Annotated in this window: 12 protein-coding genes; 2 read left to right on the forward strand and 10 right to left on the reverse strand. The window is 64.0% G+C overall.

What is annotated here, in order from left to right; genetic code table 11:
- Window positions 1–122 precede the first annotated feature (122 nt).
- A complete protein-coding gene (gene fabI / locus XH87_RS15750; RefSeq protein WP_158669058.1) occupies window positions 123–923 on the forward strand; it encodes an enoyl-ACP reductase FabI in 801 nt (266 codons plus the stop codon).
- A 99-nt stretch (window positions 924–1,022) separates the two neighbouring features.
- Here fabI and XH87_RS15755 read toward each other — a convergent pair whose 3' ends face one another.
- From XH87_RS15755 to XH87_RS15775, 5 genes are all read right to left on the reverse strand, one after another.
- Complete coding sequence (locus tag XH87_RS15755) at window positions 1,023–1,619, reverse strand: glutathione S-transferase family protein (RefSeq protein ID WP_271587979.1); 597 nt, start codon at window positions 1,617–1,619, stop codon at window positions 1,023–1,025.
- Window positions 1,620–1,777: 158 nt separating this feature from the next.
- Window positions 1,778–2,431: a hypothetical protein gene (locus XH87_RS15760; RefSeq protein WP_271587980.1), complete on the reverse strand. Its 654-nt coding sequence runs from the start codon at window positions 2,429–2,431 to the stop codon at window positions 1,778–1,780.
- A 267-nt stretch (window positions 2,432–2,698) separates the two neighbouring features.
- A complete protein-coding gene (locus tag XH87_RS15765) occupies window positions 2,699–3,535 on the reverse strand; it encodes a hypothetical protein (protein ID WP_271587981.1) in 837 nt (278 codons plus the stop codon).
- A gap of 91 nt (window positions 3,536–3,626) precedes the next feature.
- Window positions 3,627–4,091, reverse strand: a complete 465-nt coding sequence (locus XH87_RS15770; RefSeq protein WP_271587982.1) for a GNAT family N-acetyltransferase — start codon at window positions 4,089–4,091, stop codon at window positions 3,627–3,629.
- 6 nt (window positions 4,092–4,097) lie between these two features.
- Window positions 4,098–5,024, reverse strand: coding sequence for a hydrogen peroxide-inducible genes activator (locus XH87_RS15775; RefSeq protein WP_271587983.1), 927 nt, complete (start codon window positions 5,022–5,024; stop codon window positions 4,098–4,100).
- 114 nt (window positions 5,025–5,138) lie between these two features.
- Here XH87_RS15775 and katG point away from each other — a divergent pair, with 114 nt between their 5' ends.
- Complete coding sequence (gene katG, locus XH87_RS15780) at window positions 5,139–7,304, forward strand: catalase/peroxidase HPI (protein ID WP_271587984.1); 2,166 nt, start codon at window positions 5,139–5,141, stop codon at window positions 7,302–7,304.
- A gap of 111 nt (window positions 7,305–7,415) precedes the next feature.
- Here katG and pnp read toward each other — a convergent pair whose 3' ends face one another.
- The 5 genes from pnp to infB form a co-directional block, all read right to left on the reverse strand.
- Entirely contained in the window at window positions 7,416–9,578 is a 2,163-nt protein-coding gene (gene pnp, locus XH87_RS15785) for a polyribonucleotide nucleotidyltransferase (protein ID WP_035704285.1), read from the reverse strand.
- A gap of 380 nt (window positions 9,579–9,958) precedes the next feature.
- Entirely contained in the window at window positions 9,959–10,228 is a 270-nt protein-coding gene (rpsO, locus tag XH87_RS15790; RefSeq protein WP_018644188.1) for a 30S ribosomal protein S15, read from the reverse strand.
- A gap of 2 nt (window positions 10,229–10,230) precedes the next feature.
- Entirely contained in the window at window positions 10,231–11,349 is a 1,119-nt protein-coding gene (gene truB / locus XH87_RS15795) for a tRNA pseudouridine(55) synthase TruB (protein ID WP_271587985.1), read from the reverse strand.
- The gene (gene rbfA / locus XH87_RS15800) at window positions 11,346–11,792 is read right to left on the reverse strand and encodes a 30S ribosome-binding factor RbfA (protein ID WP_158669051.1); all 447 of its coding nucleotides are present in this window, start codon (window positions 11,790–11,792) and stop codon (window positions 11,346–11,348) included. Before rbfA ends, truB begins: the two co-directional genes overlap by 4 nt.
- Window positions 11,793–11,946: 154 nt before the next feature.
- Window positions 11,947–14,030 (reverse strand): translation initiation factor IF-2 (infB, locus tag XH87_RS15805; RefSeq protein ID WP_271587986.1); only part of this gene is annotated, 2,084 nt, incomplete at its 5' end.

Here is a 14,030-nt window from a genome sequence, read left to right on the forward strand (position 1 = left end):
ATGCCCCGCGAAGGCGGGGCATCCAGTACGCCGCGGCTTCTCTATTTATCACGACGGTCTCTGGAATACTGGATCGCCCGCCGGCGCGGGCGATGACGTCGAAAATAGGAGCGATGGCGGCAATGGAAGGTTTGATGAAGGGCAAGCGCGGTCTGATCATGGGCATCGCCAATGATCATTCCATCGCCTGGGGCATGGCGAGGACGCTGCATGCCCACGGAGCCGAGCTCGCCTTCACCTTCCAGGGCGAGGCCCTCGGCAAGCGCGTCAAGCCGCTGGCGGAGCAGCTTGGCGTGGACCTGGTGCTGCCTTGCGACGTCGAGGACATCGCCAGTGTCGATGCCACCTTCGCGGTGCTCCGCGAGAAATGGGGCAATCTCGATTTCGTCATCCATGCGATCGGCTTTGCCGACAAGAACGAGCTGAAGGGCCGCTATGCCGACACCAGCCGCGAGAATTTCTCGCGGACCATGGTGATCTCATGCTTCTCGTTCACGGAGGTCGCAAAACGCGCCGCCGAGCTGATGACGGAAGGCGGCAGCATGATCACGCTGACGTTCGGCGCATCGGAGCGCGCGATGCCGAATTACAATGTGATGGGCGTGGCCAAGGCGGCGCTGGAAGCCTCCGTGCGCTATCTCGCTGCCGATTTCGGACCGCGCGGCATCCGCGTCAACGCGATCTCCGCCGGCCCCATCCGCACGCTCGCCGGCTCCGGCATCGGCGAGGCGCGGGCGATGTTCGCCTTCATGCAGAAGCATTCGCCGCTCCGCCGCGGCGTCACGCTCGAAGACCTCGGCGGCTCGGCGCTGTATCTGTTGTCGGATCTCTCCGGCGGCGTGACCGGCGAGGTTCATTACGTCGATTCCGGCTACAACATCGTCCTGATGCCGCGGCCGGACGATTTGAAGGCGCCGGACTAGAGCCATTTCCGTTCCGATGGAATCGGAACGGGGCTCTAGACTCTTGTTTTTGACGCGTTTTCTTGACGCGAACCGGCGTCCACTTCGCTCGAAAAGGCTCTAGCCCGCCGCGATCGCCTCCGCGCGCTGGAACGCCGGGCGTACCATGCAACGCGCGAGATAAGCGTCGAAGGCCGGGCGCGACGGCACCATCTTGAACAGGCGCACCGCGAAATTCAGGCCGGAGCCGACCGTGATGTCGGCGGCGGAAAATTCCTCGCCGAGAATCCACGGTCCCTTCTCGAGCGCAGCTTCCAGCACGTCGAAGACTTGGGTTGCGCTGCCCCACGCGGCGGTCGAGGTCGGAATCTCGATCTTGGTGAAGATCTGGATGATGGCGGGCTCGATGCAGCCCGGCGAGAAGAACAGCCATTGCAGATAGCGCGCGCGGCGCGGATCGGTCACGGCGGGCGCCAGCTTCGTCTCGGGATAGCGGTCGGCGATGTAGGCGCAGATGGCCGCGGCTTCCCCGAGCGCCACATCGCCGTCGGTCAGCGCCGGCACCTTGCCCATCGGATTGATCTTGAGAAAGTCCGGCGCCTTCTGCGCACCGGTCGAAATGTCGGTCAGCACGCGCTCATAGGGCAGGCCGGTCTCCTCCATCAGCCAGAGCGTCGTGAACGAGCGCGAGCGGGGCGACCAGTAGAGCTTGATCATGGCGAAAACCCTTTCATCGGCGGAGGCCTATAGCGCGCGATTCATGGCGCGTTCGCCGTGCATTCGCAACGCACTTTGCCTAGGCAGAAGCCAAGCGGCGTGAACGACATGTGGGTCAACGTTCTCTGGTGTCGCTTTGGCGCGCTGCTGGTCGAAGTCTAAGGCAAGAGCGGCAGCGTCTTGTCGAGGCTTTCCGCCAGCATGCTGCGTACGCCATCGCGCAGTGCGGGATTGCCGGCGGCGTCTTCAGGGCGCACTGGGAACGATTCTGCGGGCAATTCGCGATAGGGACCGCTGACCAGCGCGCCCAGAAGCCTCTGCACCAGGGAATGATGTACGTTGATCAGCGCAGAGCTCTGTCTGACAACGGAGAAGTCGCGCCCGTCGAAGATGCGGATAAACGCCAGGGCATAGAGATAGATGCGACGCCCGAGCACCACATCCTGGTTGAGGATACCGAAGCCGCGGATCGTATAGTTGGATGACCCGATAGGACTGACTGAATTGAGGATCTGGATGTAGTGCCGGCAATTCGTTCCTTTCACGACCTCGCGCGTGTATGCGGCCAGCTCCGCATTGAGATCGCGGAACAACCTGTCCTTCAATGTGTCCTCGGACTCATCGCGGGGAGGAAATTTTGCCGGGTCGTAGGGGATTCTCAGGACGGACACGCCGGCAGGGATCGCGGCGCGGGTCCGCGCGAAGATCAGATCGCTGAGTCCCCAGCCTGGAATCGGGACCACCATCTTCTTGTTCTGAAATACGGTCAGGCCGGTCGTCAGCACGGTGAACTCATCGCTGGTGGTGACCATGACACCGAAGTCGCACGAGCCGCCGGCCACGGGAGCGGGCTTGCCCGTCGCTTCTCGCCCCGTAGTCGAATTGCCTTTGGCTTGCTTGACGGCCGGTCCTGCCGTCGCCGTCCCTGGCGGTCCCGATTTGGTCCGCGCCGAAGCAGATGTCGAAAAGAATCACAGGACAGCCGCAACGACGACCAGCCGGGCCAGAACGTCAAATGCGGCCCAGCCGCAGGAAGCGGACGAGCGGTATCCTTTGTCGCGTCCCGTCGGCAAGGGTGCTTACTCGCCCTTGATGTATGCGGGTAGATACTTGTCCAACTGGGCCGTGAGCAGGCTGCGTGTGCTGTCACGCAGCAATGCACTGTTGGTCACCTGTTCAGGAGTCTTGGGAAACTCGAGATTGTTGAGGATTTGCATATTGTCGTTCTTGTTGGAAAAACTCGAAGCAAGCACATCGCCGAAGCTCCGGGTGGGCGCTCGATGGATGTTGAAAGTCCGTCCGTCAAAAACGTTGATACGGAAATAGGCAACCACGACGCCGCGCCCGGAAGGGCTCGCCCAATTCTTGTAGACCCCGAGGCCCTCGATTGACTGATTGGTGCCATCAACCGAAACGCGGGCTTTCGTGGCTACGACGTAGCGTTCGCAATTTGCAGTTCCGGCGATCTGCCGCACCAGGGCCGTCAGGTCGTCGCGGTCATTGCGGAACAGTTTCGCTTCCGGATGATAGTAAGCCTTGAAGGCTCCGCTGGCGTAAGCGATCTTTCGGACAGCCGTGCCGGAAGCCGCGGCACGAACCTTTGCGACGAACAGATCATCGATACCCCACGTCTCGATCGGCGCCTCCATATACTCATTGCCGAACATCGTGAGACCGACATGTTGCACCGAGAACCGGTCTCCGATCGCGGCAATGACGCCAATCTGACAGGGGCCGCTCTCCGCTGCGACCGGCTGTTGTGCAGCCGGTTTGGCCTTCGGCGCTGCCTTCTTGACCGCCGGCTTGGCCGGCGCCGCAGTCCGAGCGGGAGGCGCGGCGGGTGTTGGAGGAGTTTGCGCGACTGCCGAGGTCCAAATGGACGAGAGCGCGATCAGCGAGACAGCAATGCGGAGCATGGATTCCGGGAGATCAGAGGCAGGAGGTCATCGATCTCGCCACACTAGGTGGGGATCGTGACAACCGCAAGCTGCAGCCGGAGATCGCTGTCTATTCGCCGGGCCGCTGCCGCTTCCACCGATAATACTTCATCACGAACCCATTCGACGCCTCGATCTCTTCCTTCTCGAACACGAACCCCTCGCGCTCGTACCAGCGCCAGGCTTTTTCGTTCTCGCGCACGCAACGCAAGTACATTTCATCGGGCATCTGCGTCCGCGTGAACGCGAGCAGTTGCCGTCCGAGCGATTGACCCTGATAGGCGGGCGCGACGAAGAGCATGTCGAGATAGAGCTTGGGCAGATGCAGTGCCAGCATCGCAGCGATCGTGCCGTTGTCGTCGGCGACGAACAGGCTCCAGCCGTTGTCGATCTCGCGCCTGATCCGCGCGCGCAAATTGGCCAGCAGGAAGTCGGTCGGCTCGGCAAGCCCGGTCGAGACCCAGCTCTCCATCCATACGCGGCCGATCTCGTCGTATTCGTCCGGGCGGGCGGAGCGGATGAAGGGATTTGACATCTGGCCTCAAGCTCGATGATTGCGTACGCTCTGGCGGGTGCGCACCTTGCCGGCCGACAGGCACACCACCTCGGAAATCTGCAGCAGCTGCCGCGCCAGCGGGCTGGTCTTGCGCCAGACCATGCCGATGGTGCGGGACGGCTCGGGGTCACGGAAGCGCGCCAGCGAGACCGAGGCCGATCGCGTCTCCACCGGTACCGCCATCTCCGGGATCAAGGTGACTCCGATGCCGGCGCTGACCATCTGCACCAGTGTCGAGAGTGAATTGGCATCCAGCATCTCGCGCGGCGGTGCCGATTGCATGTTGCAGAAGGAGAGCGCCTGGTCGCGGAAGCAGTGCCCCTCCTCGAGCAGCAGAAGCCGCATCTCGCGCATCATCTCGCGCGACGGCACCGGCGTGCCTTCATCCGCGCCCGGCCGCACCAGCAAAAATTTCTCCTCGAACAGGGCGACCTCAGTGAGCGAAGGCTCCGATACCGGCAGCGCCACGATGGCGGTGTCGAGCCGACCCTCGACGAGCTCCTGGATCAGCCGCGGCGTCATGGTTTCACGCACGCGGATGTCGAGCTCCGGATGCATGCGCGTGAGATTCTTGGTGATCTTCGGCAGGAGGTAGGGCGCGATGGTCGGGATCATGCCGATGCGTAAGCGGCCCGCGAAACGATCCTGCGAGGCGCGGGCGAAATCGCCGAGCTCATCGACCGAGCGCAAAATGTCGCGGACGCGCTGCGCGAGTTCCTCGCCGAACCGGGTCAGCGCCACCTGGCGCGCGCTGCGTTCCAGCAGCAGGCCGCCGAGCGCTTCCTCCAGCTCCTTGATCTGCATCGACAAGGCCGGTTGCGAGATGGAGCAGGCCTCGGCCGCGCGGCCGAAATGACCGTGACGCGCCAGCGCGTCGAAATACCGGAGCTGCCGCAGAGTGACATTGAGCATCAGAAAATCTTATTGCAGCGATCATTAAAGTCAACTTCACCTGATCGAACGCGGAGCTTAGAGTGGTTCTACCTGGTCAAGGGCGCGAGTTCGACGCCGCCAGAGGAGGTATTCATGGACGACACTTCAAAGTGCCCGTTTTCGGGCGGAAAACCCACGCGCGTGAACCGCGACTGGTGGCCGACGCAGCTCAACGTCGAGGTGCTGCACAAGAATTCCGACCTGTCCGACCCGATGGGCAAGGAATTCGACTATGCCAAGGAATTCAAGTCGCTCGACCTGAATGCGGTCATCAAGGACCTGACCGCTCTGATGACAGACTCGCAGGAGTGGTGGCCCGCCGACTTCGGTCATTACGGCGGCCTCATGATCCGGATGGCCTGGCACAGCGCGGGCACCTACCGCATCACCGACGGTCGCGGTGGTGCCGGCGCCGGTCAGCAGCGCTTCGCTCCGCTGAACAGCTGGCCCGACAACGCCAACCTCGACAAGGCGCGCCGGCTGCTTTGGCCGATCAAGCAGAAATACGGCCGCAAGATTTCCTGGGCCGATCTGATGGTTCTCGCCGGCAACGTCGCGTTGGAATCGATGGGCTTCAAGACGTTTGGTTTTGCGGGTGGCCGCGCCGACGTCTGGGAGCCGGAAGAGCTCTATTGGGGTCCGGAAGGCACCTGGCTCGGCGATGAGCGCTACAGCGGTGAGCGTCAGCTCGCCGAGCCGCTCGGCGCGGTGCAGATGGGCCTCATCTACGTCAACCCGGAAGGCCCGAACGGCAAGCCGGATCCGGTCGCCGCGGCCAAGGACATCCGCGAAACCTTCGCCCGCATGGCGATGAACGACGAAGAGACCGTCGCGCTGATCGCGGGCGGCCACAGCTTCGGCAAGACCCATGGCGCGGGTGACCCGTCGCTGGTCGGTCCGGAGCCGGAAGCGGGCGCGCTGGAAGATCAGGGCCTCGGCTGGAAGAGCAAGCACGCGTCGGGTCTCGCGGGTGATTCCATCACCAGCGGTCTCGAGGTGACCTGGACGACGACGCCGACGAAGTGGAGCAACAACTTCTTCGAGAACCTGTTCAAGTACGAATGGGAGCTGACGAAGAGCCCGGGCGGCGCGAATCAGTGGACGGCCAAGGGCGCCGACGCGATCATTCCCGATGCTTTCGACAAGTCGAAGAAGCATCGCCCGACGATGCTGACGACCGACCTCTCGCTGCGCTTCGATCCGGCCTACGAGAAGATCTCGCGCCGCTTCCTGGAAAACCCCGATCAGTTCGCGGACGCCTTCGCCCGCGCCTGGTTCAAGCTGACCCATCGCGATATGGGCCCGATCCAGCGTTATCTCGGCCCGCTGGTGCCGAAGGAAGCGCTGATCTGGCAGGATCGGATTCCGGCCGTGAATCACGAGCTGGTTGGCGACCAGGACGTCGCGGCGCTGAAGAGCAAGATCCTGGCGTCGGGCCTCTCGGTGTCCGAGCTGGTCTCGACCGCCTGGGCGTCGGCCTCGACGTTCCGTGGTTCGGACAAGCGCGGCGGCGCCAACGGCGCGCGCATCCGCCTGGCCCCGCAGAAGGATTGGGAGGTGAACCAGCCGGCTCAGCTCTCCAAGGTTCTCGGCAAGCTCGAAGCGATCCAGAAGGACTTCAACGCGTCGTCAGGCGCGAAGAAGGTCTCGCTCGCGGACCTCATCGTCCTCGGCGGCACGGCTGCGGTCGAGAAGGCCGCGAAGGATGGCGGCGTCGACGTCAAGGTCGGCTTCACGCCCGGCCGCATGGATGCCTCGCAGGAGCAGACCGATGCGGAGTCCTTCGCGCCGCTCGAGCCGCGGGCCGACGGCTTCCGCAACTATGTCGGCAAGAAGAATCAGTTCCTGCAGCAGGAGGAAGCCCTCGTCGATCGCGCGCAGCTTCTGAAGCTGACCGGACCTGAGCTGACGGTGCTGGTCGGCGGCCTGCGCGTGCTCGGCGCCAACGCAAACGGCTCGAAGCACGGCGTCCTCACGTCGAAGGTGGGTACGCTCAGCAACGACTTCTTCGTCAACCTGCTCGACATGAGCACGCAATGGACGCCGGTCGCCGACGGCAGCTACGAGGCACGCGACCGCAAGACCAATGCGGTGAAGTGGACCGGCACGCGCGCCGATCTCATCTTCGGCGCGCACTCGCAGCTCCGCGCCTTCGCCGAGGTCTATGCGACCTCGGATTCGAAGGAGAAGTTCGTGCAGGACTTCGCCAAGGCTTGGACCAAGGTGATGAACCTCGACCGCTACGATATCGTGGCGTGAGGCCGGTTCCCCTCTCCCGCTTGCGTGAGAGGGGGCGCAGATCACCCGGAGCGAACACAAAAAAGGGCGGCCTTTCGGCCGCCCTTCGTATTTCTGGCAAAGTCCCGAGGCTTACTCGCCGGCCGCTTCGCGCGGAGCATTCTCGCCCTCGGCGGCCTTCTCCTTGGCCTCGAGGTCCTCGCCTGTGGTCTGATCGACCACCTTCATCGACAGGCGGGTCTTGCCGCGGTCGTCGAAGCCGAGCAGCTTGACCTTGACCTTGTCGCCTTCCTTGACGACGTCGGAGGTCTTCTGCACGCGGTTGGCCGCGAGCTGGCTGATGTGGACGAGGCCGTCCTTGGAGCCGAAGAAGTTCACGAAGGCGCCGAATTCCATCACCTTGACGACGGTGCCGTCATAGATCTGGCCGACTTCCGGCTCTGACGCGATCGACTTGATCCACTTGATCGCGGCCTTCATGGCTTCGCCGTCGCTGGAGGCGACCTTCACGGTGCCGTCGTCCTCGATGTTGACCTTGGCGCCGGTCTTCTCGACGATCTCGCGGATCACCTTGCCGCCGGTGCCGATCACTTCGCGGATCTTGTCGGTCGGGATCTTGAAGGTCTCGATGCGCGGCGCATATTCGCCGAGCTCGGCGCGGGCCGCGGTGAGGGCCTTCGCCATCTCGCCGAGGATGTGGATGCGGCCGTCCTTGGCCTGGCCAAGGGCGACGCGCATGATCTCTTCGGTGATACCCTCGATCTTGATGTCCATCTGGAGCGAGGTGATACCCGCTTCCGTGCCGGCCACCTTGAAGTCCATGTCGCCGAGATGGTCCTCGTCACCGAGGATGTCCGAGAGAACCGCAAATCGCTTGTCCTCGAGGATCAGGCCCATCGCGATGCCTGCGGTCGGCCGCTTCAACGGCACGCCGGCATCCATCAGCGCCAGCGAGGCGCCGCAGACCGACGCCATCGACGAGGAGCCGTTGGATTCGGTGATCTCCGAGACCACGCGCACCGTGTAGGGGAACTCGTGGTGCGGCGGCAGCACCGGATGGATCGCGCGCCAGGCCAGCTTGCCGTGGCCGATCTCGCGGCGCTTGGTGCCGCCGAGGCGGCCGGTCTCGCCGACCGAATAGGGAGGGAAGTTGTAGTGCAGCAGGAACGTTTCCTTGTACGTTCCCGACAGCGCGTCGATGTACTGCTCGTCCTCGCCGGTGCCGAGCGTGGTCACGACCATCGCCTGGGTCTCGCCGCGGGTGAACAGCGCCGAACCGTGGGCGCGGGGCAGCACACCGACTTCGGCGATGATGTTGCGGACCGTCTTGCTGTCGCGGCCGTCGATGCGCTTGCCGGTGTCCAGGATGTTCCAGCGAACGATCTTGGCTTCCAATTCCTTGAACACGCCAGCGACGCGGAGCTTGTCGTATTTCGGCTCCTGCCCTTCGGGGAAGTAATGGGCGATCACCTTTTCCTTGACCTTGCCGACCGCGGCGTAGCGATCCTGCTTGACGGGAATCGCATAGGCGGCGCGCAGCTCCTGCTCGACGAGGCCGAGCATCTCCTTCTCGAGCGCGGCGTTGTCGATCACGGTGACTTCGCGCGGCTCCTTGGCGGCCTTCTCGGCGAGCTCGATGATCGCGTTGATCACCGGCTGGAAGTGGCGGTGACCGAACATCACGGCGCCGAGCATGATGTCTTCGTTCAGCTCCTTGGCTTCCGATTCCACCATCAGCACGGCGTCGGCGGTGCCGGCGACGACGAGGTCGAGCTGGGTGTCGACCATCTCGTCGAGCGTCGGATTGAGGATGAACTCGTCATTGGCGAAGCCGACGCGCGCTGCGCCGATCGGACCCTTGAACGGGGCGCCGGACAGGGTCAGCGCAGCGGACGATGCAACCAGCGCGACGATATCCGGGTCGTTCTCCATGTCGTGCGACAGCACGGTGGCGATCACCTGGGTCTCGTTGCGCCAGCCGTCGACGAACAGCGGGCGGATCGGACGGTCGATCAGGCGGGAGACCAGCGTCTCCTTCTCGGTCGGACGGCCCTCGCGCTTGAAATAGCCGCCGGGGATGCGGCCCGCAGCGTAGGTCTTCTCCTGGTAGTCGACGGTCAGCGGCAGGAAGTCGACACCCTCGCGCGGGGCCTTCGCCGCGACGACGGTGGCGAGCACCACGGTCTCGCCATAGGTGGCGACGACGGCGCCGTCGGCCTGGCGCGCGATCTTGCCGGTTTCGAGCTTGAGTGGGCGTCCGCCCCAGTCGATCTCGACTGAATGCTTATTGAACATAGTGGTCTTCTTTCATGGGTTCTCGAAAGAAGGGACGGCCATCGAAAAACAAAAACCATGCGCAAGATTGCGGGGCGCTGATCGAAGCGGGTGATCAGCGTCCTGCGATCCTGCCATGGTTTTTGGATTTCGGATGGCGTCCATCCTTTCGGGTCATACGGGCGCCTTGCCCGTTGTGCCCAGCCGCCGGATTGCTGCTGGACTGTCAGTCGGCACGAACGCGAACACCAAATCTTAGGTCTTCGCTCATCATGCCCCGGATGCGACTCGTCAACGTTCCGCATCCGACGCGCGCGCAGCTTCGATCAAAAAGCTTTAAATAAACGCTCTCGCTCGAAACCACGCACGAAAACGCGCGCCGGCGGCGCGCGTGGGAACACTTAGCGACGAATGTTGTGCTTCTCGAGCAGCGCCTTGTAACGCGCCTCGTCCCGCTTCTTCAGGTAGTCGAGCAGCGAGCGGCGGGTCGAGACCAGCTTCAAGAGGCCGCGACGCGAATGGTTGTCCTTCACGTGGGTCTTGAAATGGTTGGTGAGGTTGTTGATGCGTTCCGACAGGATCGCGACCTGAACCTCGGGCGAGCCGGTGTCACCGGCCTTGGTGGCATTCGTCTTGATGACTTCCGCTTTGCGTTCTGCGGCAATCGACATCGTCAATTTCTCTCGTTGCGACCGGAGCTGGCAGTCAGGCCGGTCAGGTTGAACACACGCTTGGGGATGATTTCGCCATTGCCGACTTCAGCAAGCGCGAGAAGCCGGCCTGCCACCGTGACATAGACTGTGCCGCTACAAGTGGGCGCATCCCGTCCGCGCAACAAAACGGCTTGGCCCCGATGGAGCCTTGCCGCATCAGCCCGAGTGACGGCCAGTGCCGGGATGTCGTCCAGCGCGGTCTCAACGGGCAAAAGCGCGTCGGCGAGGCTGCCCTCGCCGGACGCGGCTCTATCGCACAAAGCCTCCAGCTGATCCAGCGGAATCATGTCGTTTTCGCCAAATGGGCCGACCAGGGTCCGCCTGAGCGCGCAGATATGGCCATAAGTGCCAAGAATCCGGCCCATATCGCGGGCCAGCGCCCGGACATAGGTGCCCTTGCCGCACTCGGCCTCGAACACGGCGTGGTCGTTATCCGGTTGATCCACAAGGGTTAAATGGTGAATCTCGACCGGACGGGGCGCCAGCTCCACGACCTCGCCGTCGCGGGCGAGATCGTAGGCACGCTCGCCCTGGACCTTGATCGCGGAATAGCGCGGCGGGATCTGCTCGATCACCCCGGTGAAGCGGGGCAAGAGGGCCAGGATGGCGTCGCGGGTCGGGCGCTGGTCGGAGGTCGCGGTGACCCGGCCCTCGATGTCGTCGGTGTCGCGCTCCTCGCCCCAGCAGACCGTGAACTGGTAGCGCTTGCGGCCGTCCATGACGAAGGGAACGGTCTTGGTGGCTTCGCCGAGCGCGATCGGCAGCCCGCCCGAGGCAAGCGGATCGAGCGTGCCAGCGTGCCCGGCGCGCTTGGCGTTGAACAGGCGCTTGAGCACGGCAACGGCCTGCGTCGAGGTCATGCCGATCGGCTTGTCGAGCACGACCCAGCCGTGGACGTCGCGGCGGTCCCGGCGCGGCTGATTGCCCTTCTGCTGCCTGGCGCGCGGATCGTTGTTGACGCGGCGCGGCTCCTGATGCGGCCGAGCATCGCCTCCCACATCCGCAAAATTATTTTTCTGCGCCTCGCGCTGATCGGCATCGTTGTCGCCGATCGTGCCGTGAGCCGGGTCCATCGTCATTGCTCTTCTTCCCGATCCGAAGCCGGATTCTGTTCCAGATCCTTGTCCAAGTCCTTCTGCACCGCAGGTGTTCGCAAAAGCTTCTCGATCCGTTCCGCTTCGTCGAATCGCTCGTCGACGCGGAAGCGAATGTCAGGTGCAAATTTCAGGTTAACGCGCCGCGCGACCTCGCCGCGCAGGAATTTCTTGTTGCGCTCGAGCGCCGCGATCACGATCTCGGTGTCGCGGCCACCGAGCGGCATCACGTAGACCGTCGCGAGCTTCAGGTCGGGCGACATCCGCACCTCCGGCACGGTGATGATGTGACCTTCGAGGTCGGCATCATGCACATTGCCTTGCGCCAGAATGTCGGCCATCGCGTGGCGGACCTGCTCGCCGACGCGCAACTGACGCTGCGAGCCTCCGCCGGGCGCGGAACCCTTCTTCTGATGGTGGCGTGGCATTCTCGAAAATCACCTCGTCGTGCCCGTGCCGGGACACGGGCATTGTCATTTGTCCTGTTGAAACGAAGAGGGGTGGATGGCCGGAAAAAATCCGGCCATCGCACTCCCGCAATTTCAGTTCAAAAAGATCCGAACGCTTCGGTAAGATTTGGACTTACAGGGAGCGCTGGATCGTCTCCACGCGATAACACTCGATCACGTCACCGGCACGCATGTCGTGATAGCTCTCGAAGGCCATGCCGCATTCCTGGCCGGACTGGACTTCCTTCACTTCGTCCTTGAAGCGCTTGAGCGTCGACAGCTTGCCTTCGTGCACGACGACGTTGTCGCGGATCAGGCGCACATTGGCGCCGCGCTCCACGGTGCCGTCGGTGACGCGGCAGCCGGCGACCTTGCCGACCTTGGAGATGTTGAAGATCTCCAGGATCTCGGCATTGCCCAGCATGGTTTCGCGCAAGGTCGGCGCGAGCAGACCGCTCATCGCCTTCTTCACGTCGTCCACGAGGTCGTAGATGATGTTGTAGTAGCGGATCTCGATGCCGTTGCGCTTGGCGGCCGCAGCGGCTTCCTTGTTGGCACGAACCGAGAAGCCGATGATCGCGGCGTTGAAGCCTTCCGCGAGCGTCACGTCGGATTCCGAGATGCCGCCGACGCCGGCATGCAGGATGCGGGCCGCGACTTCGTCGGTGCCGAGCTTCTCCAGCGAGCCGAGGATCGCTTCCAGCGAGCCCTGCACGTCGGCCTTGACGATCAGCGGGAATTCCTTGCGGCCCGCCGTCTTCAGCTGCGACATCATCTGCTCGAGCGAGCCGCGCATGCCGGAGATCGAAGCTGCCGCGTTCTCGCGCTTCTGGTGCGCACGGTAGCTGGTGACCTGACGGGCGCGGGCTTCGTTCTCGACCACCGCGAGACGATCGCCGGCCTCCGGCGGACCGTTGAAGCCGAGCACTTCGACCGGCACCGAGGGACCGGCCTCCTGCACCGTCTCGCCCTGATCGGAGATCAAGGCGCGGACACGGCCCATTTCCGCTCCGGCGACGATGATGTCTCCGACCCGGAGCGTGCCGCGTTGCACCAGCACGGTCGCGACCGGACCGCGGCCGCGATCGAGCTTGGCCTCGATCACGGTGCCTTCGGCCGGACGATGCGAATTGGTCTTCAGGTCGAGGATTTCGGCCTGGAGGGCGATCATCTCGAGCAGCTTGTCGAGATTGGTCTTGTTCTTGGCGGACACCTCGACGTCGACGACCTCGCCGCCGAAGGACTCCACCTGCACCTCGTGCTGGAGCAGCTCGGTGCGCACGCGCTCGGGCCTGGCGTCGGGCTTGTCGATCTTGTTGATGGCAACGATGATCGGCACCCGCGCCGCCTTGGCGTGGTTGATGGCTTCGACCGTCTGCGGCATCACGCCGTCGTCGGCCGCGACCACCAGCACGACGATGTCGGTGACCTTGGCGCCGCGAGCGCGCATCGCGGTGAACGCGGCGTGGCCGGGCGTGTCGATGAAGGTGATCTTCTTGCCGCTTTCGGGCGACACCACCTGATAGGCGCCGATGTGCTGGGTGATGCCGCCGGCCTCGCCGGAGACGACGTTGGCGTGGCGGAGCGCATCGAGCAGCGAAGTCTTGCCGTGATCGACGTGACCCATGACGGTCACGACGGGCGAGCGCGTCTCGGTATCGGTGGAATCGTCGACGGTGTCGAACAGGCCTTCTTCGACATCCGATGCCGCAACGCGCTTGACGGTGTGGCCCAGTTCTTCGGCGATCAGCTGCGCGGTGTCGGCGTCGATCACGTCGGTGATCTTGTGCATCGCGCCCTGCTTCATCAGCATGCGGATGACGTCGACCGCGCGCTCGGCCATGCGGTTGGCGAGTTCCTGGATGGTGATCGCTTCCGGAATGACCACCTCGCGGATGAGCTTTTCCTTCGGCTCGTTCGAGGCGTGGCCCTTCAGGCGCTGGGTGCGGCGGCGGAACGAGGCGATCGAGCGCTCGCGCACCTCGTCGGCGTTGAGCGCGGTGACCACGGTGAGGCGGCCGCGCTCCTTCTGCGGGCCGGGCTTGTGGGTGGTCTTCGGGGGAGGCGCGGGACGCGCGGCGCCGCCGGGGCCGCGACGGATCTGGCGCGGAGCCTCTTCCTCATCAGGCTCGGCCGCAACTGCGGGGCCGCGGCCAGCCGGTCCACCCGGACGCTGCGCGGTGGTTGTTGCAGGCCGCGCCGGCGTCGTTCCCGGGC

It is taken from the genome of Bradyrhizobium sp. CCBAU 53415 (genome assembly GCF_028128735.1).
Lineage (GTDB): Bacteria > Pseudomonadota > Alphaproteobacteria > Rhizobiales > Xanthobacteraceae > Bradyrhizobium.